We start from the raw sequence: 26198 nt of genomic DNA on the forward strand, positions 1-26198 counted from the left end.
AAGCTTTGCTCAAAAGTTCTCGTTCAATTTGGAGTGTTTTGTGTCTAGCCATATTACAAATAGCAAAAAACAGATGGCGCTGTTGACCATGTTAGTTCTGTTCAGTCCGCTTGCGATTGATATCTATCTACCTGCTTTGCCTCTTATCGCGTCCACTTTTCAGGTAGAAAATGCATTGGCACAAGACACCATCACTTGGTTCCTATTTGCTATGGGTGTTGGTCAGCTATTCGCTGGTCCCTTGGCAGATAAACTCGGACGTCGAACTGTTGCATTGGGAGGCATCACCATCTACGCATTGAGCGCTTTATTGGCGTGGAGTGCTCAAAATATTGAGTGGATGTTGGCGGCTCGCTTGCTACAAGGCTTAGGTGCATGTGCAACATCTGTAGCAGCCTTTGCAACAGTTCGCGATATCTTTGGCCCGGAAAAAAGCGGCAAAATGATCAGCTACCTTAACGGCGCGATCTGCTTTATTCCGGCGCTAGCCCCGATTCTTGGTAGTTGGTTAACCCAACAATTTGATTGGCGTGCAAACTTCAGCTTTATGGCGGGTTTCGCTGTAATTGCAGGAGCGATGATGTTCCTTGGAATGAAGGAAACCAACCCAGCAACTGAAAAGCAGGCGGTATTTAAACTGAGCCGCTACTGGGCAGTCTTGAGCACTCCATCATTCATCTTCCACGCTTCATTGTGTTTGATGGCGATGGCGGTCATTCTTGCTTACGTGACTTCAGCTCCTGGCGTTTTAATGACAGGCATGGGCTTGTCGATGAATGAATTCACCTTCTGGTTTGGTCTTAATGCTGCGTTCAACATTGCAGCTTGTATGCTTGCGCCTAAGTTCATGGATCGTTGGGGCACACACAATTCACTGGTGGTTGGTATCAGCTTACTGGCGATTTCTGGTGTGATCATGATGGTGATGAAAGAGCACAACACGGCACTGTCTTTTATGCTGCCAATCTTTATCTCATCGGTTGGCTTCGCTTGGATTCTTGGCGCAGCAGCTGGTAAAGCGTTAGAACCGTTTGGTGATAAAGCGGGTACTGCGGCTGCATTGCTTGGTTTGTTCCAAATGAGTGGCTCTGGTTTGTTGGTGGGTACGCTACAGCGTTTATCACTGGATCCACAAACTCTGATTGCGATTCATATGTGGGTATTGCTTCCAGCTTTGGTGATTCTGTTTAGCAAAGCAGGTAAGAACTGGCATGCGAAATTGGCGAATGCGTAAAACTCGGTAATTTAGTATTTTCCAATGTACCTAACGCGTGTATATTTGTCGTTCAAACTTTTCTCGACACCATAACGGAACTCATAAAGTAATGTCGTTAACCACGTATGAAATGGCTCGTATCCTAGAGCAAATGGAAGAGTCACCAGAAAAGGTGATGTTTGGTAAGTTGCTTAACGAATTAGGTAACCAAAGCTCTGAGCGCATTCGTAGCGCGGCAAAACAAGTTCCAGTGCCGGTATTACGTGATCTTGTGTATCAATTTCAGCAAGTGATTGAATCACGTAAAGGCGAGCAAGTAGAGCAGATGGCAAAAGACCTCGCGAAGCAAGGTATCTCAGCTGAAGAGCTACTGGCTTACTTAAATAAATAATAAAAAAATCCCCGCATCACGCGGGGATTTTTTTAGTGAGTGATTTTCTTCTTCAGTATGTGGTCGAGGGACAATGGTCCTGGTCCCCATACAATCACTACAAGAATCATCAATCCCCAAAGTTGGTGATCATAGAAACCTTTCTCCCACAACAGTGGGTAAGAGACCACGGCGATGATGTTGAACACAAACAGAATCGCAGCCATCGGACGGGTAATCAATCCTAGTGCCAAGAACACCGGTAGAACTAATTCTGCAGCCGTACCTAAGTAAGCCGCCAATTCCCATGGCAGTATTGGCACTTGGTATTCCAGCTCAAACAAATACAGTGTGCTATCCCAAGACGAGATTTTGATTAGCCCTGAATTGAAGAACACCCACGCTACCCACAAACGACAAAAGAGAAGTAGTAAAGGGACAAAGCCAGCTTGTAGGGTACTGATTAAATCGTCGTACCGATTCACTAAGTTTTTAACCGTATCCGTCATAGAGTGCTCCTTAGATTGATTTCAATGTAAAGCCGTCAACGAGATCGAGTGCCATGATGCTATTGAGATGAGCGAGTAAAACTTCAGGTATTTCGCTCAAGCTCAGTTTCTGCTCTAAACATTGCAGCAGTTGGAAAACATCGGCATCGAGTGCGTGACACAAGGCTTCTCCATTGGCTTGAATCGAGATGACACCTTGTTGTAATTGGTTGATATTAAGTTGTTCGAATTGGCCAGTTTGAATCGCTCTGAACAAATCAAATACTGCGTAGCTGGAGTCAAAGCTGCGGCAGCCTTGTTTAAGGTGCAAAAGCAAAGCGGGTTGTTGCTCTTCACTCACTTCGCCAAGCAACGCAAGCGGTTTTAATTCTGTCGCATTGGATTGTTCATACTGTGCTTGACGAGCGAGGTCGATATGCCACTCGAAGCGCGCGACTTCAGGGCTGTAAGGTGCTTGTGCGATCACCTGACTAAACTGCATGATGGTGTCTTGAAAGCCGTCGCCATAATGCACCACATTTCCTTCTTCTAATGGATAAGTGAGAACATGTTGGCGAGCCATCTGTTCAAAGCACTCTTCACCAAGCAACGCTTCAACCACCGGGTAGGTCGCGGATAACACTTCGCTTAAGCTGACGATAAAGTTATTGCGGTAAATCTGCATGCGTTCATCAGCGGTAAACTCATCACTGGCAATATCGCAATCTTCACCGAGTGCTTGATAATGTAGGGCTTTAGCAAACTGGCTTTGTAAGGTGGCTAGATTCATGATGCCTTCCTTGGTTCGCTTTGTTCACTTGGGAGTGTGCCTTGCAATAGCAGTTGCGATGCTTTCTGCGCTTCTCCGAGCAAGACTTCTGGCGCGGGGATATCCAAGTCCCATTCAATCAGCGCATGGCGTGGACCGTGTTTTTTTGTCCACTGCGCGAACAGCTGCCAAACTTCGTCGCTAACTGGGCGGCTATGGGTATCAATCCATATCTCACCTTTGTCGAGTTGTTTGATGGTAAAACCTGCCAAGTGAATCTCATCCACTTTGTCGGCTGGAATTGCATCTAGGTATGTGTCGCAATCAAAACCGTGGTTGAACGCCGAAACATAAACATTGTTTAGATCGAGCAATAAACGACAGTCAGTGTGCTTTTGCACTTCGGTAAGAAACTCCCATTCGCTGATGGTCGAATGTTGAAACTTCACATAACTAGATGGGTTCTCTATCAAGATCTCGCGTTGCAAATAATCCTGCACTTCATTCACGTTACGAGTGAACACTTTGAGCGCTTCTTCCGTATACGGAAGTGGAAGCAGGTCATTAAAGTAGTGACCGCCGTTTTCACTCCAACTCAAATGGTCAGAAACAAGAATCGGGTCGATTGAGTCAATCAGCGCTTTAAGTTGAGCAAGGTGCTTTTGATTCACACGTTCCACCGAACCTAGTGACAGACCAATGCCGTGACAGCTAATTTGATATTGCTCGAGTAATGCTTGTAATTGATTGCGCTCTGCAGCGTTGGGTTGAAAATAGTTTTCACTGTGGATTTCTAACCAAGATAACTCGGGTTTGTTTTGGCTAAAGTAATCGAGGTGAGGGGTTCTCAATCCAACTCCAACAAGGTCGTGGAAGGTGTGGTGTTTCACGTGAAACTCCTTTTCAAAGCGGGCGGGAAGAGAAGGATGCGCTGGTTGAGCGTCAACGCATCCTTGCAGTAGCTAGCGATAAAAAATTATGAAGAAGAAGTGCTACCGCCAACGAGTTTGTCACATAGACCTTTTGGTACGACTACGAATGCGTCTTTTTGGTTATCTTCTTTAGAAGTACCAGCACATGAGCTGCTTTTCGTTGCACAGTCGTTTTTACCTGCTTTAGAAACGCCGTAGCACTTCTCTTTATCAGCAGCGACAGCTGGAGCTGCAGTTAGCATTGTGCCACCAAGAGCTAGAAGACCAGTAACAGCAGCAGTAACAGCTAGATTCGACTTTTTCATAATAAATTCCTCTGAATGATTTCCTTTACTTTAAGTTGGCAAGATGAATCGCCTGTTTTGGCGTTTTTGTTATCAACTTGCTTAACTTAAAAGATAGGAAACTGGCTAAAAAACTTTCAGAAAAATTTTCGAAACAAATGGTTTTAAAGAATGGAATTTATATAACTTATTGATGTGTAGAGTAAAAAAACGACGAATTTTTTATGAATTTTTGTCTAATCTGAAGAGGTTGTTTAGGTTATAATCTATTTTTATGTATAAATAACCAGTAGCTCTCATCATGATGGATCCATCTCTATTACTCGACGGTTTGAACGACAAACAACGTGAAGCCGTTGCAGCACCTCTAGAAAACTTGCTCGTCCTTGCTGGTGCAGGGAGTGGTAAGACACGCGTTCTTGTTCACCGTATCGCTTGGTTGATGTCGGTCGAGCAATCATCTCCGTTCTCAATCATGTCGGTAACCTTTACCAATAAGGCGGCGGCAGAGATGCGTGGACGTATCGAAGAGCTAATGATGGGCAGTGCAGGCGGCATGTGGAATGGTACTTTCCACGGCATTTGTCACCGTATTCTGCGTGCGCACTATCTTGATGCCAAGCTACCGGAAGATTTCCAAATCATCGACAGTGACGACCAACAGCGTCTACTAAAGCGTTTGATCAAAGCGCAAAACCTCGATGAGAAGCAGTGGCCAGCGCGCCAAGTTGCATGGTGGATTAACGGCAAGAAAGACGAAGGTCTGCGCCCGTCGCACATTGATGCGTACCATGATCCAGTGACCAAGACATATCTGCAGCTATACACCGCTTACCAAGAAGCGTGTGATCGTGCTGGTTTAGTCGATTTTGCGGAAATCTTGCTGCGCGCACATGAGCTACTGCGTGATAACAAGTTCGTCCGTGAACACTACCAAGCACGCTTTAAGCATATCTTGGTGGACGAGTTCCAAGATACCAACAACATTCAATATGCTTGGCTACGTATGATGGCGGGTCCTGAGTGTCATGTGATGATCGTAGGTGATGACGATCAGTCGATTTACGGCTGGCGTGGTGCAAAAGTCGAGAACATTGAGAAATTTACGCTGGAATTCCCAAGCGTGAATACCATTCGTCTTGAACAAAACTACCGTTCAACCAAGACCATTCTGGAAGCGTCCAACGCTCTGATCGCGAATAACACCGAGCGTATGGGTAAAGAGCTTTGGACTGATGGCGTTGTCGGTGAGCCTATCTCGGTATACAGCGCTTACAACGAACTAGACGAAGCCCGTTTTGCGGTAAACAAAATCAAAGAGTGGCAAGACAAGGGCGGGGCTCTGAATGACGCTGCAATGCTTTACCGTAACAACGCCCAGTCGCGTGTTCTTGAAGAAGCACTAATCCAAGCTGGTCTGCCTTACCGTATCTACGGCGGTATGCGATTCTTCGAACGTCAGGAAATCAAAGATGCCTTGAGCTACATGCGTTTGATTGCCAACCGTAATGATGATGCGGCATTTGAACGTGTAGTGAATACGCCAACACGTGGTTTGGGTGATAAGACGCTTGAAACCATCCGTTTTGCGGCTCGTGACCGTGGTTGCACCATGTGGGAAGCGAGTGTGGCTATGTTGGATGAAAAGGTGCTTGCTGGTCGTGCTGCTGGTGCTCTGAGCCGTTTTATCGAGCTTGTTACGGCACTAGAAGATGACACCATCGAGATGCCGCTGCATCACCAAACTGACCATGTGATCAAATACTCTGGCTTGTTCGCGATGTACGAGCAAGAGAAGGGCGAAAAGTCTAAGGCACGTATTGAGAACTTGGAGGAATTGGTGACCGCAACTCGCCAATTCGAGAAACCAGAAGAAGCTGAAGACATGTCTCTGCTGACGGCATTCCTAACCCACGCGGCACTAGAAGCGGGCGAAGGACAAGCGGACGAGTTTGAAGATGCGGTTCAGTTAATGACATTGCACAGTGCGAAAGGTCTAGAGTTCCCATTGGTGTTTATGGTCGGTGTGGAAGAAGGCATGTTCCCAAGCCAAATGTCGGCAGAAGAAGCAGGGCGTTTAGAAGAAGAACGTCGTCTGTGTTACGTAGGCATGACCCGTGCAATGCAGAAACTGTACATCACTTATGCTGAAATGCGCCGTTTGTACGGTCAGGATAAGTACCATAAACCGTCTCGCTTTATCCGTGAACTGCCAGAAACTTGTTTAGATGAAGTACGCATGAAGGCGCAAGTTAGCCGTCCTGCAAGCAGCGGTCGATTTAGCCAAACGGCGGTGAAAGAGAGCTTTAATGAAACTGGCTTTACGCTAGGTTCTCGAGTGATGCATCCAAAGTTTGGTGAAGGCACCATCATCAACTTCGAAGGCAGTGGTCCACAGAGCCGCGTACAGATTGCCTTTAACGGTGAGGGCATCAAATGGTTGGTGACTGCTTACGCACGGCTAGAGAAACTGTAAGGCTTCACCAAAACTAATCAACTTAAGAGCTGCTTCGGCGGCTCTTTTTGTTTGTGCTGTTTGTATGTCACTAATGCAGTAAAAAATGGAATGATAAATGGAGTGCGAAAGCGCGATTTAACGATGCTGTTTGAAGGGAAAGTTTGGTGTTGTTGGTGAATGTCTGTTTTCAGCAGAGCTAGCTGCTGAGAAAAATTTTAGGCAAAGAAAAACCCCGAGGGCTTGCGCCCATCGGGGTTATAGTCTTACTCGCAGCAATCCGGCTACTAAGAGTGCTCCATGCATCTAATCCATGATAGTGTGCTGAATCCGTCAGCTTAATCCTTGCGTCGCCTTCCTAGCGGTGTCCTTAATGACCTTATCCTGGTCTGCTAACCATCCTCGTTAGCTCTCATCACTTGTTCCCTGAGCGGTGTCCCTGACATCATCCTGATGTTCAAATCCTTGCCTCGTCCAGAGGTGTCCATTTCCCGTCCTTAGTAGCAACCATCCTAGTCACTATTGATTCCGTTCAATGTCCAATTTTGCAATCCATGCCCGACTATTCATCCTGAATAACCGTTTCTTCTTCCTGAAGTTCACCAAGTCCGTGGTGTTTCCTGTTCCGTGTCAGCATCCTTCCGACAGGTTTAATATTACGTGTTTAACGATTTCCAACAACGGGCTAATCTCACATTTTTTCACTCTCTTAGCGTTCAAAAAAGATACATAAATATTAAATTCAATGACTTATGCTCTTTGTTGTACGGTTTTACCATTAAAAAAGAGAGGTTTGCTCAACCCTTTGTGAGAGATCTCGCACAAGGGGTCGAGCGAAAGACTCTTACTGCCCGATAGCGACACCTTCACGCCTTGGATCGGCTGCGCCCTCAAGACCGTCTTTTGTTATACGTATCGCATGCAGTCCAGAGTTCAAATCACGAACATCAGTTTTAAAACCCATCTTTTCCAACTCAGGCTGTAAGCCTTCTGCAGCAGTACCTTGCTCAATATCTAAAGTACCAAAACGGTTCAGTAATCGTGGTTGATTAATCGCGCTTTGGATGTCCATATCCCATTGCGTGTGGGCGATAATGGCTTGTGCGACGTAACCAATGATGCGGCTGCCACCCGGTGAGCCAATTGCCATGTAAGGTTTGTCATCCTTCATCATAATGGTTGGTGCCATGGATGAGCGTGGGCGTTTACCCGGTTCTAAGCGGTTCGCGATTGGCACACCATCTTGATGAGTGCGGAAGGAGAAGTCTGTCAGTTCGTTATTAAGCAAGAAGCCGCGCACCATCAAGCGTGAGCCAAAGGCGTTCTCAATGGTCGTTGTCATTGAAACCACATTGCCTTGCTTATCGACGATATTGAAATGGCTGGTGGAAGGCAGCTCGATCGATTGATCCATGCTTAAGTTCATCGCGTGTGACCATGGTGGATTGCCGGCTTCAACCTTACGCAAGGCTTTACCGACTTGAATCAACTCAGCACGCTGTTTGAGATAATCTTTATCAAGCAAGCCTTCGGTTGGCATTGGTACATAATCTTGGTCAGCCATGTATTTACTGCGATCCGCGAACGCAAGACGAGATGCATCGGCGATCACTTGCCATGATTTTGCGCTTTCGGCTCCCCAACCTTTCAGATCGTATTGCTCGGTGATCGCTAGAATCTGCCCAACCGTCAATGCGCCAGAGCTAGGTGGTCCCATGCCGCAGATGTCATAGCTTTGGTAAGCCGCACAAACCGGTTCACGTTGCTTGATTTGGAACGCATCAAAGTCAGGTTGTGCCAATACGCCAGGATTGCCCGGTGCATTTTGTACGGTCTTGATAATGTCTGTGGCGATATCGCCTTGATAGAAAGCTTTTGCCCCTTGCTCTGCAATTGCCGTCAGAGTTTGCGCGTATTCAGGGTTCTTCAACAACGTGCCTTCGGCTTTTGGTGAGCCATCTGGATTAAAGAAGTAAGCCTTAGTCGCAGGGAAGCGTGATAGGCGTTTGGCATCTTTCTCAATCAGACTCGCGAGACGAGGACTGACCTCGAAACCTTGTTCAGCTAAGGTAATCACAGGTTGGATGATCTTCTTCCATTCCAACTTGCCGTATTTCTGGTGCGTATCCCACAGCAATTTCACAGTGCCAGGAGTAGCAACGGAGCGCCCACCAACAACCGCATCGTAAAATTGCAGTGGTTGTCCTTTGTCATCTAGGAAGAGCTTCGGCGTCGCGGCGAGCGGTGCGGTTTCACGTCCATCATACGTGGTCAGTTTTTGTTTCTCACTGTCCCAATACACTAAGAAGGCGCCACCACCAATGCCTGAAGATTGGGGTTCTACCAAGCCCAGCATCAGTTGTACGGCAACCATGGCATCAATAGCATTACCACCTTGAGCAAGAACATCCGCCCCGGCTTGGGTGGCAAGTGGGTTGGCTGCGGTGACCATATAATCTTTGGCTTTGACCAACTGCTTTTGCTCGAAGCCAGTACTGTGCTCCGGCGCAACGGCATCTGCCGCTTGGTTAGCAAAGGCTGAGGTAGATAAGACGAGTGGGGAAGTAAGAAAAAGACCCGTGGTCACGAGTCGGTTGAACGTCCAATGCATGATGACTCTCCATGTTGCCAGTTTTGTGCTTTCAGCTTGGCAGTCATGAAGAGTCACGTCGAGTCAGCAATCTTAGAAATGTCGATTGTGCTACGCTTTTAAATCAGTACTTTATCCGATAAAAGTGCTGATGGTTTGGTACAAAATACTGCCACCCACGAGAGTAAATACCACGCCACACAGACCGTCGATGTAGATGCCTGCTTGTTGCAATTTGCGTTGTAAGCGCTGCGTCGACAGCATCCATGCAAGGCTAGAGAACCAGAATAGCGACAAGCCAAACAGGATGACCAAAGCAATACCTTTGCCAGTGATCGACATACCTGCAGGGACTAAGCTCGACATCAAACTGATAAAGAACACCAAGGCTTTCGGGTTAAGAATGTTGGTCGCAAATCCTTTAGCAAATGCCTGACGCTTATTGCTGATCACTAGGTTGTTTTGCTTCTTAGGTTGATCCGCCATTGGATTTTTGATCATTGAGATCACGGCGCGTAATGCACCAATACCTAAATAGAGCAGGTAACTACCACCGAGCAGTTGCACCACGGAGTACAACACTGGGTGCTGGTGGACGATATAACTTACGCCTGTCAGGCTGAACAAAGAGTGCAGCAAAATACCGACAGACAATCCCAACGCAATGTACAAGCCAGTTTGACGACCATGACGCGTCGCGTTTTGTACAACCAGCGCAAAGTCGGGACCGGGACTCATTAGGGCAATAAAGTGAATGCTGGCGAGCGTCAGCAATATGGTGGATTCATTCATAACACATCTCAAATATAACCAATGTGGCTATTGTCGTGGCAAGTCACCTGTGGCGCTTGTAAAAAACTGACAGCTTTCTCGGTAAATGAAATTAACGAGTCACTTGAGAAGGGGAAACGCCGTAGGTCTGCTTAAACGCTTTGCTGAAATGCGCTTGATCGTAGAAACCGATCTGATGGGCAACGTCGGTACCACATTGACCAGCTTGCAGTAACTTCATGCCTTGTTCAAGGCGCAGGCGTGCGAACCATGCGTAAGGCGTCATGCCAGTTTGCGCTTTAAAGTGGCGCTGGAACTGAGTTGGGCTCAGTTGGCACAGCTCTGAAAGTGAATCCAAACGCACTGCTTGGTCAAGGTTTGCCATTAGATAATCTTTTAACGTTCCAAGTGATTGATTTCCTAACGGCACCACTTTTTGTCGCTCAAGCGATCCGTAGCGATCAAAAAGCTGGTTAAATCCTTCAAAAGGAAGGCAATCTTTGGTGAGCTGGCTGAGGTTTTCACGACGAAGTAGTCCATGTAAGTTACTAAGTTGTGAAAATATCTGTGGATCCGAGATGATCAGCTCGTTGAAGTGTATTATTTGACCGTTTTGCTTAAGATCAGCCAGATCGCTCAATAGGTGAGGTTCGATCGCAAATACATTCACTTCATAGCCACTTTCGAGCTTAGATTGCCCGTCGTGCAGCTCATCTGGCGGCATTATCACAATTTGCCCGTGACCAACTTGGTGGCTGTTACCTTGGTATTGGAACTTCTGCGCACCATGCGTGATCAGACCGAGATGAAAATCCAGGTGGTAATGCCTTTGAAAAGCAAATTTCTGATATTTCGCCTCTATCAGACTTAAGTTGTCATGGTCGGTTGCGTAGTACTGAATATGTTCCATTAAATAAAAAAAGCTTGGTCACATTATGACCAAGCTTATCCATCAATTTCTTAAATGTCTTGTAAAAAACGATCAGGCAGCACGAGCCGCTTTACGTGACTTGCGGTTATTACGCAGACCATCAAAGCTAAATACCACCAAGGCGCCCCAAATAAAGGCGAAGGTGATGGCTTTATCACTAGTGAACGGTTCGCCGTAGATCAGCACCGCAAGCAAAAACATCAAACTCGGACCAATGTATTGGAAGAAGCCCAACGTCGATAGCTTTAGACGGGTTGCTGCTCCAGTAAAACACAGTAGCGGCAGGGTAGTGATCACGCCTGCAGCAATCAACAAGGTATTCAGCTGCATTGGGTTATCTAGCATGTTGGACGTCGGTGAACTTGCAATAAACAGCAAGTAAATTGCTGCAGCAGGTAACATCACCAAGGTTTCAATGAATAGCCCGGTTTGTGCTTCTACACTGACTTTCTTACGCAGCAAGCCATAAAAGCCGAAACTCATTGCCAGCGCTATAGCGACCACAGGCACCGAGCCAAAGACGATCAGCTGCACTAATACGCCACAGGCGGCAAGGACAACCGCGAACCACTGAAGTTTACGTAGACGCTCGCCAAGGAAGACCATCCCGAGTAAGACGTTGATCAGTGGGTTAATGTAATAACCTAAGCTGGCATCGAGCATGTGATTCGAGTTCACCGCCCAAATGAAGATCAACCAGTTTGCACCGACCAAAATGGCAGTAGAAACCAGAAACATCATCTTGGTTTTGTTTTTAATGATGTCGCGAACCGAGCGCCAATGGCGACCAAAATGGAGGAGTGCGGCTAGCAAAAAGAAAGACCAAATCACTCGGTGGCTTAAGATCTCTAGTGGCGAGACTTCAGCAATCGATTTGAAGTAAATGGGTGCGATGCCCCACATGGTGTACGCGCCAATAGCAAGCAAGACGCCTTGCCGTGAGCGTTGTTGTTCTTCTGGTGTCATGGGATGTCACCTAATTGAGTTTTTATAGAGCAGAAAATCAGTATACGAGTCGTGAGCTGAATCACCTAACAATTTGCGGTTTTATTCGCCATGAAACCCCATTACAATGTGCCCTCACTTTGCGTGCTAGTGGCATGCATAAGCACCTCTTTTTAAGACCCAATCTGAGATTTTTCATGACCTCTACCTTGTTAGCCGAACAATCAGACTCGCCTGTAACGCCTCAACGTGTGTTGGAGGATGTGTTTGGTTACCAAGAGTTCCGTGATGGTCAGCAGTTGGTGATTGATGCTGCGGTAGAAGGTCGCGACAGCTTAGTTATCCTGCCTACGGGTGGCGGTAAGTCGCTGTGTTATCAAATTCCTGCTTTGGTTCGCTCTGGAATTACTTTGGTCATTTCTCCGCTTATCTCGCTGATGAAGGACCAAGTGGACCAGCTTAAAGCCAACGGTGTAGCGGCTGAATGCATTAACTCGACCATGCCTCGTGAGGAGTTGCTCAGCGTGTATAACCGCATGCACACAGGTCATCTTAAGTTGGTGTACGTCTCACCAGAACGCGTATTGATGCGTGATTTCATTGAGCGCTTGGAAAACCTGCCGCTATCGATGATTGCTGTCGATGAAGCGCACTGTATTTCCCAATGGGGACACGACTTCCGTCCAGAATACGCCGCGCTTGGTCAACTTAAGCAGCAGTTTTCCCATGTGCCATTTATGGCGCTGACCGCGACGGCGGATGACGCAACGCGCCGAGATATTCTTGAGCGTCTGCAACTGAATAATCCAGAGGTTTACCTAGGCAGCTTCGACCGTCCTAACATCCGCTACAACTTAGTTGAGAAGCACAAACCGGTTTCGCAAATCGTTCGTTATCTTGAGACCCAGAAGGGTAATTGCGGCATCATTTATTGTGGTAGCCGTAAGAAAGTTGAGATGGTGACTGAGAAGCTGTGCAACAACCACATTCGTGCTGCTGGTTATCACGCAGGTATGGACGCCGATGAGCGCGCTTACGTTCAAGAAGCTTTCCAACGCGATGATATCCAAATCGTGGTGGCGACCGTGGCATTCGGTATGGGCATCAACAAACCAAACGTGCGCTTTGTGGTTCACTTTGATATCCCGCGCAATATCGAGTCCTACTATCAGGAAACCGGTCGTGCTGGGCGTGATGGTTTGCCTGCGGAAGCCATGATGTTGTATGACCCGGCGGATATCAGTTGGCTGCGCCGTATGTTGGATGAGAAAGACGATGGTCCACAGAAGCAGGTGGAAACCCATAAGCTGAATGCGATGAGTGCCTTTGCTGAGGCGCAAACTTGTCGTCGTCAGGTGCTATTGAATTACTTTGGTGAGTATCGCGATAAGCCATGTGGCAACTGCGATATTTGCTTAGATCCACCGAAACACTTTGATGCCACGGAAGAAGCGCGTAAGGCGTTATCTTGTGTGTACCGTGTTAATCAGAGCTTTGGTATGGGTTACGTAGTGGAAGTGCTACGTGGCATGCAAAACATTCGTGTACGTGAAAACGGTCACGATAAGATTTCTACCTACGCGATAGGGCGCGACCACAGCCACGATTACTGGGTGAGTATCTTCCGTCAGTTAATCCACAAAGGGCTGCTGTTCCAAAACATCACGCGTAACTCAACGCTGCAACTTACTGAAGAGGCGCGTCCGCTGCTACGTGGCGATGTGACTCTGGAGTTAGCGGTTCCGCGTTTAGACACTGCAGCACGTGCGGCGAAGTCGGACAAACTGACCAGCAAGAACTACGACAAAAAGCTGTTTGCTAAGTTGCGTAAGCTGCGTAAGTCGATTGCTGATGAAGATGGTTTACCACCATACGTAGTCTTTAGTGACGCGACTTTGATTGATATGGCGGAAATTCTGCCAACGTCTTACGGCGAAATGCTGGCAGTCAGCGGCGTTGGTCAGCGCAAACTGGAGAAGTACGCCGACCCATTCCTCGATTTGATTCAAGAACACATTACTCACCACGGATAAGGAACCAAGATGCAAAAGGAATTTGGCTTAGCGGACTACATGGCACAAGAAGGGCGCTTAATCATTACCGCGCCGAGCTTTGACCTTGATAGCTTTCCTGCCTTAGGTGAGCGTTTAGTCGGCTTGCTTTCTGCAACTGTGGTGGAAAAGCAATGGGATGCAGACATTCACTCTTGGCTGATTGACTTTGAAGGTTGCCGACTGTTTATGAAAGCAGAGCATTACAGCGAAGCGATTTGGTTTGAAGCTTTAGCGATTGAAGAGAGCAGGGAAGAGTTGGATTATCTTGCAGGATTGTTCCAGCGCGGTTTCTAAAATAGAATTTTTTCTTGAAAGGGTGTTTCACATGAAACACCCTTTTTTATGCTCAAACGTTTGCGTAAAACAGACGACTTGCGGCGAAAAGTGGTTAATGTATAATCGCCCACCGCTTCGCTCAGAATGAGCAAAGCCAGTTTATTTTTCATTTTACATTGTTGGTAAGAGCCACTCTATTCAGTGACTCGATTTGGGTTCCCTCACCCCCAAACCAAACTAAAAAGGTATCGCATGAGTAACTTTACCCCTGCGCAGCAGCGCAACGCCCTTATCTATCTGGTTCTATTCCACCTAGTCATTATTGCATCTAGCAATTATCTAGTTCAGCTACCGTTTACTATTTTCGGTTTCCATACCACTTGGGGTGCATTCACTTTCCCATTTATCTTCTTAGCGACTGATTTAACCGTACGTATTTTCGGTGCTCAGTTGGCGCGTAAGATCATCTTCTTAGTGATGTTGCCTGCTTTAGCAGTGTCTTACTTCTTATCGGTGGTGTTCTTCGAAGGTCAATTCCAAGGTTTTGGCCACCTAGGGGAATTTAACTTATTCGTTGCTCGTATCGCGATTGCTAGTTTCATGGCGTACTTACTTGGTCAGATCATGGATGTGCACGTGTTCAACCGCTTACGTCAAATGAAGCAATGGTGGGTGGCACCAACGTGTTCAACGCTTTTCGGTAATGCACTTGATACCATCGCTTTCTTCGCCATTGCGTTCTACCAAAGTCCAGATCCATTCATGGCGGAGCATTGGACGGAAATCGCGCTGGTGGATTACGGCTTCAAACTGATTATCAGTCTTGGTTTGTTCGTTCCTATGTACGGCGTATTACTGAATTACCTCATTAAGAAGCTGACTGCGGTGAACCCTGACTTTAAGGTGACGACAAGCGTTCAGTCTTAATATCAGTGGGAACCCCGAAAGCCGCTTGCTCAAATCAAGCGGCTTTTTTGTGTCTGTTTACTTGGGTTTAGAGCGTTTTGTACAGCGTGGGAAGTAATTAGATCATAGGTGTCCAAAAGCTCCCTAAGCTGCACGAAGGTAAAAATGAGCAATAAAAAAGGTCCCGAATGAGACCTTTTAATCGAAGATACGGAACGTAGAGGAAGTTCGCTCGTGAAATGGCTAACGGAGCATCTTCTCAATCAAAATGGCTTTTTGCGCATCGAAGGCGCCAAGTTGCAGGCCGTTCTCCCAACTGATGCTTTGATTGAACATCGCCAACATCAAACCGACACTGCGTTGATTGGCGTCCTGCCAGCAATCAGACTCGCTGTACTCTCCATTATTTATCGCGTTGCCATTAACGAGAATGGGCTCGAAACGCCATTTTTCGCCGACACGGTAGTAGCCTTTGCTAGTTAAGGTCTGGTTGGATTGAATCGTTAGATTGTGCTCGATGCCAGGTTCACCTGTTAATTCAAATACAAATCGTAGCTGGTGGTCGCCACATTGCAGCTCAACGATCAGTTGGCCGTTTTCCTCAATCAGTGTCGATTGAGAATAGTCTCCGAAGCAGTGCAGCAACCAAGAAATAGGGTGACTGGCTGTTTCAAGAAACCACTCTTTGAGTGTGAAGGTGCCCGGTAGGTTAACTTGGGTGATTAGATTGACCACACAAGGTTGGGTTTGCGAGGTGAGCCATTTCTCTATCGTCTTGGCGGTCTCTAGCTGAGCAAAGGCGTAATTAACCAATAGGTTGGCGTTCGGTTGCTGCCAGTGAGTGATGTCGGAATTCAATCCCACCAATGGCTTTTCACAAATCAGCTTGGTTGAACCTAACGTCTTTATGATCTCTGCATGAGTATGCGCAGGTGTCGCGATGGTCACGATATCAAGTTGTTTGAGTGCGCAGATGTTCGTTTCTGCCTTTAGGATTGTTTCTTCACTGCACGCTTGCTGAAGAGGTTCTATTTGGTTGGCACATAACGTCGTGACTGCAACACCATTGTTTCTATAGTGTGGAATGTGCGTGCGTCCCCAGTTGATTCCTATGATGCCAGCTTGTTTGATTTGCTCTGGCTTGTTGAAACGTTCACTCAATGGCGGCAAGGCAATTCGTTCATCTGTTAGACGTTGGTCATGGTGATAGTCATTGCTTGGCAGCACTTGCCATGGCTTGTTGTAATGCTGCTTGAGTGCACAAACGAGTTCGTAGAAATTCCACTTATCCTTTAAGTTGCTATCAAGATGGTATAAACCGGCTTCGTTCCGCTCAATAAGCTGCAAAAAGGCGAGTGCAGTATCGTCCATATGAGAGGTCGCGGGATACCAAGCCGTGCTAGCGGTAATAACGCCGTACTCTTCATGTTGGCGGTCGAGATGCGCCAACATGTTATTGCCTTCTGCTTGGTGATGGAGTTGCCAGCCGATTCGAGCAATCATCGCATCCGGATTTGCTTGCCAGATTGCATCTTCACAACGAACTTTGTATTTGCCGTATTCATCTTGGGTGTTTCTTTCTTCAAAGATGCCATAAGGCCCATTTTTTGTGGCATCAAATACCATTGCTGTACTGACAAAAAGATAAGGAATGTTGCGCTGTTTGCAGTGCTTACCAAGCCACGCTGCCCACGCTTCACTCCCCATCGCCATGTGGCACACCGCATCAATGTGGTGCTGTTGCCAAAATTGCTCACTTTGCTGCAGATCATCTGGTGGGATTTGGTGGTGATTCCATTCCAATACGTTCCAGCCGCGGAGGTGGAACTGGTGAGCAACTTTAGGGGCGAGGGTGCCTGTTAAGCCAGTCATTAAAACGGTTTTCATGATGGTGCATCTTGGTTGGCTAAATCATGTTTATCAATAAAACATGGCTGTTTTTCGATGTAGAGCGGAGATGCTGAGATTTTTGCTGAACAGCACGTTTTGTTGGGGTAAAAGTTCGATACAAAAAGCCCAAGCGAGTGCTTGGGCTTAATACGTTATGACAGAAGTGGTCGATTATATTGCTACGACGCTTAGCGGCCAGCCGATGTCTGTCTGACGGTTGGATTCAATTTCCAACTCAGCGGCTGTCAGTGGGTTTGCCTCTAGCCACTGCGCATCAATGTTGAGCGTCAGTTTGTCGCCTTCTGCTGTTAGAGTTACATTTGGCTCTAGAGCAGGGTTACGACGATGACTGAGTAGAACCGCAAGACGTAATAGACGCAGCACGCGTTTACCACTGGTGCCTGACAGGGCATGTTGCTCCGGCAGTGAGGTCAGCTGTTCACGGTAACGGCGAGCAATTTCACCGATAAAGAACTTTTGCGCGCGCGTGTAACCAGGTAAATCCAAGTGCTGAAGCAGGTAAGCGCTGTGTGCACCACCTTTTTTGAAGTCGATAGTCAGGCCGATTTCATGCAGCTTGGCTGTTGTTTCTAGCAGCACTTTACCTTGAGGTTCTGTAACCCACGCTTCACCGCCAACTTGCTCAAGCAGTTTGCCCGCAAGTTTTGCGACTTGTTCACCGTAATGGCAATCAAGTTGGTAACGGCTTTGTACGCTACAAATGGTGCGTGCACGGATGTCGTTTTGACGAAGTTCGTCAACCATCTCATACACCAAGCCTTCACGTAGTGCACCGCCAGCCAGTGTCATGGCATCGATTTCAAGTAGCTCAAAGATCGCAATTAAAATGGATAAGCCACTTGGGAATACCAAAGCACGTTCTAGGGTAAGTCCTTCAATATCGAGCTCTTCCAAGTGATCAGCAAGCATCGCCTGCTTTTGCAGACGTTTAAGTTTGGAGTGAGTAATCACTTCGTCCATACCTTGCGCTAGCATTATCTCTTGTAGTGCTTGAACGGTACCCGATGCCCCAACACACACATCCCAACCTAGGTCGGTGTACTGCTCTAAGATTGGCATCAGAGTTTGCTTGGCACCTTCAATTGCGGCTTCGAAGTTACGTGCATTTAATTGGCGGTCTTTAAAGAAGTTCTCCAACCAAGTGACACAGCCCATTTTTAGACTGGTCAGTGCTTTGGCTTCGAAACCTTCACCGATAATCAGTTCGGTACTTGCACCGCCGATATCGACCACAAGGCGACGACCGCTGCCACCGGAGGTGTGAGCGACACCTTTATATATAGTGGCGGCTTCTTCTTCGCCGGTAATTACTTCGATAGGCTGACCTAAAATTTGGTTCGCCTTCTCTAGAAAAACATCCACATTGGTCGCGGTACGCAATGTCGCGGTACCCACAATGCGGATGTTCTGTTTAGGAATATCCTGCAAGCGTTCTGCAAATAGACTTAAGCAGTCCCATCCTCGCTGCATAGCTTCCATACTAAGAGAGTTATGTTCATCTAAGCCCGCGGCTAGACGAACTTTGCGCTTAATTTTAGCCATAGTTTGAACGCTGCCATCGATGTGACGCACAACGAGCATGTGAAAACTGTTCGACCCGAGGTCGATGGCGGCGTATAGCGGTGATGATCCTGCTTGACTCATAAACGACTTCAGTTTCCTTTTATGATTGTTTTGGCGCTGATTGACGCGGCTGACGAGGACGACGTCCTTGCGGCTTGCGGTTACCAGAGCGAGTGCCACCTGTATTGGTGCGACGTTGCTGAGTACGAGGCGCGCGCATACGAAGTGGTGCAGGCAAGTCTTGGATTAGAGCCGAAGCGTCGTAATCAGAAACTGGAATTGCGTGCTCAATGTATTCTTCGATTGGTGGCAGGTTGATTGCGTAATCTTCACAAGCAAAGCTAATAGAGTGACCACTTGCGCCAGCACGACCAGTACGACCGATACGGTGAACGTAATCTTCACAATCATCTGGTAGGTCGAAGTTGAATACGTGTGTTACTTGAGGAATATGAAGACCACGTGCTGCAACGTCGGTTGCGACTAGTAGGTCAACTTCACCACGAGTGAATTGCTCAAGAATCTTTTCACGCTTCTTCTGTGGTACATCACCAGTCAGTAGACCAACACGGTGACCATCTGCTGCTAGGTGACCCCAAATCGACTCACACTTATGCTTAGTGTTAGCAAAAACGATCGCGCGGTCTGGCCATTCTTCTTCAATAAGCGTTTGAAGTAGTGCCATCTTGTCTTCATTAGAAGGGTAGAAAAGTTCTTCTTGGATGCGGTGACCGGTTTTTTGCTCTGGCTCAACCACAACATGCTCAGGGTTGTGCATGTGTTCGAATGCTAATTCTTGTACGCGGTAAGACAGCGTTGCTGAGAACAGCATGTTCAAACGCTCTTTTGGCTCAGGCATACGACGGAACAAGAAACGAATATCTTTAATAAAGCCAAGATCGAACATGCGGTCTGCTTCATCCAGAACAACCGCTTGAATGTTGTTTAGGTTGAATACGCGTTGCTTGTAGAAATCGATGATACGGCCTGTGGTGCCGATAAGAATGTCTACACCGTCTTGCAGTTTAGCAAGTTGCTTGTCGTAGCTTTCGCCACCGTAAGCTAGAGCGGCTTTAAGACCTGTGCTTGCGATCAAAGGTTCAGCATCGTTAAAGATCTGAATCGCTAGCTCACGCGTTGGCGCCATAATGATCGCGCGCGGCTGAGTTGGCTTGCGGCCTTCGTGCTCTGGTGTCGTTAGAAGGTGGTTGAAGGTAGCAGTAAGAAACGCGAGGGTTTTACCAGTACCCGTTTGGGCCTGGCCTGCAATGTCTTGGCCGGTGAGCAGTACCGGCAACGCCAAGGCTTGGATAGGGGTACAATATTCGAACCCTTTTTTTTCCAATCCTTCAATAACTTGGGGCTTTAAATCCAAATCGGCGAACTTTTGCTCTGTGATATGCGTCTTTTTCATAGCGATAGAATATCAGCTAAAGCTTGCAATAAGAAAGTAAATACATTCCAATAGGGCATCTATTTACTGGTTATCATCCAACCAGTTTCGAAAAACACATTGGAGTGGAAGATGAGTGATAAGATTTTGCAGCTTACTGATGACGGTTTTGAAAACGATGTAATCAACGCTGCAGGCCCGGTTCTAGTTGATTTTTGGGCAGAATGGTGTGGTCCTTGTAAAATGATCGCTCCTATCCTGGACGAAATCGCTGACGAGTACGAAGGCAAACTCACTATCGGTAAACTAAACATTGACCATAACGCAGGTACACCACCTAAGTTTGGCATTCGCGGTATTCCAACGCTACTGTTATTCAAAGACGGTAACGTAGCGGCAACGAAAGTTGGTGCTTTGTCTAAGACTCAACTAAAAGAGTTTCTAGACGCAAACCTATAATCACCAAGTGATTACAAACAAAACCGTGCAATATGACAATGCGCGGTTTTGTTTTTCTAACTCTGGACTAGAATATTAATTAGTGCTAACTTATCGCGCGTTAATTGAACAAATTTCTCTTCTTGGTCGATCCTGAGACCAAATCCATCTTAACTAGAAAACAGATCTTATTTTGACTAAACAAGCATCCACCACCATGAATCTTACTGAACTGAAGAACAGACCTGTGTCTGACCTTGTAAAGCTTGGCGAAAGCCTGGGTCTTGAGAACCTAGCTCGTCTAAGAAAACAAGACATCATCTTCGCAATTCTTAAAGCGCACGCAAAAGGCGGCGAAGACATCTTTGGCGATGGGGTTCTGGAGATTCTGCAAGACGGCTTTGGTTTCCTACGTAGCGCGGACAGCTCATACCTTGCTGGTCCAGACGATATCTACGTTTCGCCAAGTCAGATTCGTCGCTTCAACCTACGTACTGGTGACTCAATTGCTGGTAAAATTCGCCCACCAAAAGACGGTGAGCGCTACTTTGCCCTGCTAAAAGTCAACACAGTTAACGACGACAAACCAGACAACGCTCGTAACAAGATCCTATTCGAGAACTTAACGCCTCTACACGCTAACGAGCGTATGGTAATGGAGCGCGGTAACGGTTCTACAGAAGACATCACAGCACGTGTTTTAGACTTGGCATCGCCAATTGGTAAAGGTCAACGTGGTCTGATTGTTGCTCCGCCTAAAGCGGGTAAGACAATGCTTCTGCAAAACATCGCTCAAAGCATCGCATACAACCACCCAGAGTGTGAGTTGATGGTACTTCTTATCGACGAACGTCCAGAAGAAGTAACAGAGATGCAGCGTCTAGTTAAAGGTGAAGTAGTAGCGTCAACGTTCGATGAGCCAGCTTCTCGCCACGTACAAGTAGCGGAAATGGTAATCGAGAAAGCAAAACGTCTTGTTGAACACAAGAAAGACGTGGTTATCCTGCTTGACTCTATCACTCGTCTAGCTCGTGCATACAACACCGTAGTGCCTTCATCAGGTAAAGTACTAACTGGTGGTGTGGATGCAAACGCACTACACCGTCCTAAGCGTTTCTTCGGTGCAGCACGTAACGTAGAAGAAGGTGGTAGCCTAACTATCCTTGCTACTGCTCTAGTTGATACTGGTTCGAAGATGGACGAAGTTATCTACGAAGAGTTCAAGGGTACAGGTAACATGGAAATCCACTTGAACCGTAAGATCGCAGAGAAGCGTGTATTCCCAGCGATTGACTTCAACCGCAGTGGCACACGTCGTGAAGAGCTTCTAACTAAGAACGAAGAGCTTCAGAAGATGTGGATTCTACGTAAGATTGTTCACCCAATGGGCGAAATCGATGCAATGGAATTCCTAATCGACAAGCTAGCGATGACGAAGACCAACGACGAATTCTTTGATGCAATGCGTCGTCAGTAGTCTCAGATAAGTAATTCTGCGAAGGGCCACCGTATATCGGTGGCTTTTTTATTGCTTTCTCCCGATAGAAGTATCAGAATGAAGGAAATGTTATCGGGAGGTTAACATGCAACAAGGAATGTTGTCGTCATTACTCCTGAGCTTGTCACTTATCACACTACCCGCGACGTTATCTGCCAAGGAAATGCAGGAAACCGTAGTAGAACAGTGGCTTCAGGATACCCATATACAGACCAAAGTATCTGAATTGCTCGATTATGCAGTCAGAGACGAAGTCGACTCTCTCAAATTCGCCCTCGACCGATTGGCTTTTCCTCAACAAGAAGTCGTTCGCTTCCTATTGCTCGAAAAACTAGAGCAGCAAGAAATCATCCTCACGCCGAGAATGGCTATTTTTGTCGAATCTCAGATCAGTATTACGCCGACTTACCAAGTACTTGAACGTGGCGATGGTTACGAGTTTAGTGTGCCTGCGTTTAATTTCCCTGCGATCGCCAGTCGTCTGATTAAGCGCTGGAAGCAAGACCAAAGTACGTTGGAGTTTGTTTTAGCGGCAGAGCGAGAAGAGCTTGACTTGAAAGATTGGCTTACTGGCACTTCACAACAAGTACAAACTAGAGAGGCGCTGCTTATTCGCGAGCTAGACAGTTTGTCTCCCAACGCACTTGAAGCGCTCACCAAGCAGTTAACTCATGCAAACGTAACGAGTTGGTTACCTTCAACAGCCGTTGTGGTGCGTTTGGCGCAAGTCAGCCAAGATGAGGCCATGTATGACCTGCTATGGCGAATGCGCGCAGATTACAATAGCCAGACAGAGCTTGAAAGACTGGCTGAGGTGAGCGATGAGTTCTCACTACAACAATTGATGAATGCCACCGTCAATCCAACCTTAAAACCTTACGCGATTGAGTTGCTCACGAGATCCAATCCACTTACTCCGAACGTAAAACAATTCCTAGTAGCCAAGATGGCGCTTTCAGAAGAAGCCACTTTGGTTGCAAGGGAGTTAGCGAAGCAGGGGCATCAATCTTGGTTGGAAGAGCTTGTTTCAAGCAATCGCCAAGTGAAGGCGCGGCAAATTCAGGAATTCCTGAAGTGATAGCACTTCAAAAGACCGTTTCTTCGTGTTGTTTCTATTGAAGCAATCTAGCTCACATACCCACACAAAATAGGAGGATCTTAGCGTCCTCCTATTTGTTATACTGCAGACAGTTTAATCAGCCAGCATGAAGGCCTATGAGTTTTAAGGATTTACGCGAATTTATCGACCACCTAGAACAGAAAGGTCGACTTAAACGCATCACTCACCCCGTCGATCCCGCTTACGAAATGACAGAAATCAGTGACCGCACCTTGCGTGCTGGTGGTCCTGCATTGTTGTTTGAGAACCCAATCGGCTACGACGTACCTGTTTTGACGAACCTATTTGGTACGCCAGAGCGTGTCGCAATCGGTATGGGACGTGAAGACGTTAAAGAATTAAGAGAAGTCGGTAAGCTGCTGGCTTATTTAAAAGAACCTGAGCCACCAAAAGGCTTCAAAGACGCTTTAGAAAAGCTGCCTGTGTTCAAGCAAGTATTGAACATGCCGGCTAAGCGTTTACGTAAAGCATCATGCCAAGACATTGTTTGGCAAGGTGATGAAGTCGACTTGGATAAGATTCCGGTAATGAGCTGCTGGGCAGAAGATGTTGCGCCACTGCTTACTTGGGGCTTAACCGTAACCAAAGGTCCAAACAAAAAACGTCAGAACCTAGGCATTTATCGTCAGCAGAAAATTGCCAAGAACAAAATCATCATGCGTTGGTTAGCCCACCGTGGTGGTGCGCTTGACCTGCGCGATTGGATGGAAACCAATCCAGGTAAACCTTTCCCAGTTTCGGTCGCGTTTGGTGCAGACCCAGCAACCATTCTTGGCGCAGTAACACCAGTGCCAGATACGCTATCGGAATACGCATTTGCAGGTTTGTTGCGTGGAAGCAAAACGGAAGTCGTGAAGTCAGTTAGTAATGATTTGGAAGTGCCAGCGAGCGCTGAAATTGTGATGGAAGGCTATATCGACCCGAACGAGTTTGCTGATGAAGGTCCTTATGGCGACCACACTGGCTACTACAACGAAAAAGAAAAGCACCATGTGTTTACCATTACGCACATTACTATGCGTAAAGACCCTATTTATCACAGCACCTACACAGGTCGTCCGCCAGATGAACCAGCTGTATTGGGTGTGGCATTAAACGAAGTGTTTGTGCCGATTCTGCAAAAGCAATTTCCAGAGATTGAAGACTTCTATCTACCGCCAGAAGGTTGTTCGTACCGAATGGCAGTCGTCACCATGAAGAAGCAGTACCCAGGACATGCCAAGCGCGTAATGATGGGCGTGTGGTCTTTCTTACGTCAATTCATGTATACCAAGTTTGTTATTGTGTGCGATGAGTCGGTAAACGCACGAGATTGGAATGATGTCGTGAAAGCCATGTCAGAGCATATGGATCCTGTGCGTGATACCTTGATGATAGATAACACGCCAATCGACTCGCTCGACTTTGCTTCACCTGTGGTTGGGCTTGGCTCCAAAATGGGCTTAGATGCAACCATTAAGTGGGATGCCGAGCTGGCGACACGAACCGAGGTCACTGAACGAGACAGCAAAGCGATTACCGAAGCAGAGCTGAATGAGTTGAAACAGCAGCGTCCTGAAATTGTCGATGTTTATCTACCGGCCACAGCAAACAACCAATTTGTTGTCGTGACGATGAAGAAAGACCAAGCCGGTCAATCTCAAGCATTGATGGAATACTTGTGGGACTTCTTTGCTCAGTACACGGATAACAAATTCATTATTTTGTGCGACGATGACGTCAATGCACAAGATTGGAATGACATCATTTGGGCAGTGACAACTCGAATGGATCCAGACAGAGATACCACTCAAGTTCGTGGTAAGGCGGATAGTTCATCTAAACTTGGGCTCGATGCGACCAATAAGTTTGAATCTGAAGCCACGCGCGAGTGGGGCACGCCTATCAAAAAAGATCCTAAACTTGTGGCTAAAGTCGATGAGATTTGGGACCAGTTAGGTATTCTATGAGTCATCAAGTCCACCTTCTACCAATGGACGTTACGTTCCAAGTAAAAGAAGGGGAGACGGTGTTGGAAGCTGCGCTCAACAACAATATTCGCTTCCCGCACCGTTGCCAAGTTGGCGCTTGCGCCATGTGCATGTGTAAAAAGCTAACGGGCGAGGTGAGCTATCAACTCGAACCTATGCTAACCGAAAAAGAGCAACAGCAAGGTTGGATATTCCCTTGCCAAGCCTATACAGAAAGTAATTTAGTGCTTACTTTTGACGAGTAAGCGAGAGGAACACCATGACCATCCAATGTAAAGTAAAGTCTATTCAGCCGTTAGCTTGTAATACTTACCAAATCCTTCTTCACCCAGAATCACCAGTACCTTTTAAAGCCGGTCAGTACCTAATGGTCGTGATGGGTGAAAAAGACAAACGTCCTTTCTCTATTGCGAGCAGTCCTTGTCGCCATGAAGGTGAGCTTGAACTGCACATCGGCGCGGCAGAACACAATGCTTATGCACTAGAAGTCGTTGAAGCAATGCAAGCCGCCCTAGAAACAGATGGTCATATCGAGATTGATGCACCACATGGTGATGCTTGGGTTCAAGAAGAAAGCGAACGCCCGCTATTATTGATTGCTGGTGGTACTGGCTTTAGTTACGTGCGCTCGATTCTGGATCACTGTGTTGCACAGAACAAAACCAACCCTATCTATTTATACTGGGGTGCACGAGACAACTGCCAGCTTTATGCTAAAGAAGAACTGGTCGAGATTGCCGATAAGTTTGCTAACGTTCACTTTGTTCCAGTAGTAGAAGAAGCACCTACAGACTGGCAAGGTAAAGTTGGTAACGTGCTACAAGCAGTAGCCGAAGATTTCGAAAGCTTAGAAAACTATGATATCTATATTGCAGGCCGCTTTGAAATGGCAGGTGCAGCACGTGAACAGTTCACTCAGAACAAGAAAGCGAAGAGCGAACGTATGTTCGCAGACGCGTACGCATTCATTTAAATACGGCTTTTAAGGCAGAAAAAGAGGGTTTTTTACCCTCTTTTTTGCTTTTTTGATGAAATAGTCATCGAACAGTCAGTTTTTTCCATTTTTTTTCAAAAAAGGGTTGCGAACGGATCTGAGTTCCCTATAATGCGCATCCACCGACACGGCAGACGCGATAAGGCTTCAGCAGGGTCGGAGAGGTGAAAAGCTTCTGAGAAAATAAATTGAAAAAAGTGTTTGACACTCTCAATTATCTCGTTAGAATGCACCTCCGCTTTGAGAGAAAAACTTCTCGATAAGCAAGCTCTTTAACAATATAGACCTATCAATCTGTGTGGGCACTCGTTGATGATAATCCAA

General features: G+C 46.8%; 23 protein-coding genes. 12 read left to right on the top strand and 11 right to left on the bottom strand.

The window, feature by feature from the left end; all coding sequences use genetic code 11:
* Positions 1 to 40: 40 nt before the first annotated feature.
* Entirely contained in the window at positions 41 to 1234 is a 1194-nt protein-coding gene (locus VCHENC03_RS18525) for a multidrug effflux MFS transporter (RefSeq protein ID WP_009705199.1), read from the top strand.
* Between the two features lie 91 nt (positions 1235 to 1325).
* On the top strand, positions 1326 to 1607 hold the full coding sequence (gene tsrA, locus VCHENC03_RS18520) for an H-NS-like global regulator TsrA (protein WP_005443411.1): 282 nt from the start codon (positions 1326 to 1328) through the stop codon (positions 1605 to 1607).
* Positions 1608 to 1639: 32 nt separating this feature from the next.
* Here tsrA and VCHENC03_RS18515 read toward each other — a convergent pair whose 3' ends face one another.
* The 4 genes from VCHENC03_RS18515 to VCHENC03_RS18500 form a co-directional block, all read right to left on the bottom strand.
* The gene (locus tag VCHENC03_RS18515; RefSeq protein ID WP_009705200.1) at positions 1640 to 2095 is read right to left on the bottom strand and encodes a DoxX family protein; all 456 of its coding nucleotides are present in this window, start codon (positions 2093 to 2095) and stop codon (positions 1640 to 1642) included.
* Between the two features lie 10 nt (positions 2096 to 2105).
* Positions 2106 to 2864 carry an HvfC/BufC N-terminal domain-containing protein gene (locus VCHENC03_RS18510; protein ID WP_009705201.1) on the bottom strand — a complete coding sequence of 253 codons (759 nt, stop codon included), beginning with the start codon at positions 2862 to 2864 and terminating at the stop codon, positions 2106 to 2108.
* Positions 2861 to 3733 (bottom strand): MNIO family bufferin maturase, encoded by an 873-nt coding sequence (gene bufB, locus VCHENC03_RS18505; protein ID WP_009705202.1) that lies wholly within the window; start codon positions 3731 to 3733, stop codon positions 2861 to 2863. The genes VCHENC03_RS18510 and bufB overlap by 4 nt, the downstream gene beginning before the upstream one ends.
* A gap of 86 nt (positions 3734 to 3819) precedes the next feature.
* Positions 3820 to 4080, bottom strand: a complete 261-nt coding sequence (locus VCHENC03_RS18500; RefSeq protein ID WP_005451246.1) for a BufA1 family periplasmic bufferin-type metallophore — start codon at positions 4078 to 4080, stop codon at positions 3820 to 3822.
* A gap of 280 nt (positions 4081 to 4360) precedes the next feature.
* Here VCHENC03_RS18500 and uvrD point away from each other — a divergent pair, with 280 nt between their 5' ends.
* Positions 4361 to 6535 (top strand): DNA helicase II, encoded by a 2175-nt coding sequence (uvrD, locus tag VCHENC03_RS18495; RefSeq protein WP_017817563.1) that lies wholly within the window; start codon positions 4361 to 4363, stop codon positions 6533 to 6535.
* 823 nt (positions 6536 to 7358) lie between these two features.
* On the opposite strand, the gene ggt is transcribed toward uvrD, so the two are convergent.
* From ggt to rarD, 4 genes are all read right to left on the bottom strand, one after another.
* Positions 7359 to 9125 (bottom strand): gamma-glutamyltransferase, encoded by a 1767-nt coding sequence (ggt, locus tag VCHENC03_RS18490; protein ID WP_009705203.1) that lies wholly within the window; start codon positions 9123 to 9125, stop codon positions 7359 to 7361.
* A 111-nt stretch (positions 9126 to 9236) separates the two neighbouring features.
* Positions 9237 to 9896, bottom strand: coding sequence for a LysE family translocator (locus VCHENC03_RS18485; protein ID WP_009696781.1), 660 nt, complete (start codon positions 9894 to 9896; stop codon positions 9237 to 9239).
* Between the two features lie 91 nt (positions 9897 to 9987).
* On the bottom strand, positions 9988 to 10785 hold the full coding sequence (locus tag VCHENC03_RS18480; protein WP_005451239.1) for an AraC family transcriptional regulator: 798 nt from the start codon (positions 10783 to 10785) through the stop codon (positions 9988 to 9990).
* A 72-nt stretch (positions 10786 to 10857) separates the two neighbouring features.
* Positions 10858 to 11772, bottom strand: a complete 915-nt coding sequence (rarD, locus tag VCHENC03_RS18475; protein WP_005440031.1) for an EamA family transporter RarD — start codon at positions 11770 to 11772, stop codon at positions 10858 to 10860.
* Positions 11773 to 11948: 176 nt separating this feature from the next.
* Here rarD and recQ point away from each other — a divergent pair, with 176 nt between their 5' ends.
* The 3 genes from recQ (at position 11949) to VCHENC03_RS18460 (ending at position 15008) form a co-directional block, all read left to right on the top strand.
* Entirely contained in the window at positions 11949 to 13784 is a 1836-nt protein-coding gene (gene recQ / locus VCHENC03_RS18470) for an ATP-dependent DNA helicase RecQ (RefSeq protein ID WP_009705204.1), read from the top strand.
* A gap of 9 nt (positions 13785 to 13793) precedes the next feature.
* The gene (locus VCHENC03_RS18465) at positions 13794 to 14099 is read left to right on the top strand and encodes a DUF3630 family protein (protein WP_005378772.1); all 306 of its coding nucleotides are present in this window, start codon (positions 13794 to 13796) and stop codon (positions 14097 to 14099) included.
* A gap of 234 nt (positions 14100 to 14333) precedes the next feature.
* Positions 14334 to 15008 carry a 7-cyano-7-deazaguanine/7-aminomethyl-7-deazaguanine transporter gene (locus VCHENC03_RS18460; RefSeq protein ID WP_005378770.1) on the top strand — a complete coding sequence of 225 codons (675 nt, stop codon included), beginning with the start codon at positions 14334 to 14336 and terminating at the stop codon, positions 15006 to 15008.
* Positions 15009 to 15230: 222 nt separating this feature from the next.
* Here the strand turns inward: VCHENC03_RS18460 and VCHENC03_RS18455 are convergent, their stop codons facing one another.
* From VCHENC03_RS18455 to rhlB, 3 genes are all read right to left on the bottom strand, one after another.
* The gene (locus VCHENC03_RS18455) at positions 15231 to 16874 is read right to left on the bottom strand and encodes a sugar nucleotide-binding protein (RefSeq protein WP_032802337.1); all 1644 of its coding nucleotides are present in this window, start codon (positions 16872 to 16874) and stop codon (positions 15231 to 15233) included.
* Between the two features lie 174 nt (positions 16875 to 17048).
* Complete coding sequence (gene gppA, locus VCHENC03_RS18450) at positions 17049 to 18542, bottom strand: guanosine-5'-triphosphate,3'-diphosphate diphosphatase (RefSeq protein ID WP_032802339.1); 1494 nt, start codon at positions 18540 to 18542, stop codon at positions 17049 to 17051.
* Between the two features lie 19 nt (positions 18543 to 18561).
* On the bottom strand, positions 18562 to 19875 hold the full coding sequence (gene rhlB, locus VCHENC03_RS18445) for an ATP-dependent RNA helicase RhlB (protein WP_005440041.1): 1314 nt from the start codon (positions 19873 to 19875) through the stop codon (positions 18562 to 18564).
* Between the two features lie 111 nt (positions 19876 to 19986).
* On the opposite strand from rhlB, the gene trxA reads away from it, so the two are divergent.
* The 6 genes from trxA to fre all read left to right on the top strand — a co-directional run bounded on the left by trxA (position 19987) and on the right by fre (position 25853).
* Entirely contained in the window at positions 19987 to 20313 is a 327-nt protein-coding gene (trxA, locus tag VCHENC03_RS18440; RefSeq protein WP_004745500.1) for a thioredoxin TrxA, read from the top strand.
* A gap of 196 nt (positions 20314 to 20509) precedes the next feature.
* Positions 20510 to 21769, top strand: coding sequence for a transcription termination factor Rho (rho, locus tag VCHENC03_RS18435; protein WP_005440042.1), 1260 nt, complete (start codon positions 20510 to 20512; stop codon positions 21767 to 21769).
* Positions 21770 to 21875: 106 nt separating this feature from the next.
* The gene (locus tag VCHENC03_RS18430; RefSeq protein ID WP_009705207.1) at positions 21876 to 22868 is read left to right on the top strand and encodes a hypothetical protein; all 993 of its coding nucleotides are present in this window, start codon (positions 21876 to 21878) and stop codon (positions 22866 to 22868) included.
* Positions 22869 to 23005: 137 nt separating this feature from the next.
* Complete coding sequence (ubiD, locus tag VCHENC03_RS18425) at positions 23006 to 24859, top strand: 4-hydroxy-3-polyprenylbenzoate decarboxylase (protein ID WP_009705208.1); 1854 nt, start codon at positions 23006 to 23008, stop codon at positions 24857 to 24859.
* Positions 24856 to 25125, top strand: a complete 270-nt coding sequence (locus tag VCHENC03_RS18420; RefSeq protein WP_009705209.1) for a 2Fe-2S iron-sulfur cluster-binding protein — start codon at positions 24856 to 24858, stop codon at positions 25123 to 25125. The genes ubiD and VCHENC03_RS18420 overlap by 4 nt, the downstream gene beginning before the upstream one ends.
* Positions 25126 to 25139: 14 nt before the next feature.
* On the top strand, positions 25140 to 25853 hold the full coding sequence (gene fre / locus VCHENC03_RS18415) for an NAD(P)H-flavin reductase (protein ID WP_009705210.1): 714 nt from the start codon (positions 25140 to 25142) through the stop codon (positions 25851 to 25853).
* The last annotated feature ends 345 nt before the right edge of the window (positions 25854 to 26198 follow it).

The organism is Vibrio sp. HENC-03 (assembly GCF_000305755.2).
GTDB lineage: Bacteria > Pseudomonadota > Gammaproteobacteria > Enterobacterales > Vibrionaceae > Vibrio > Vibrio owensii.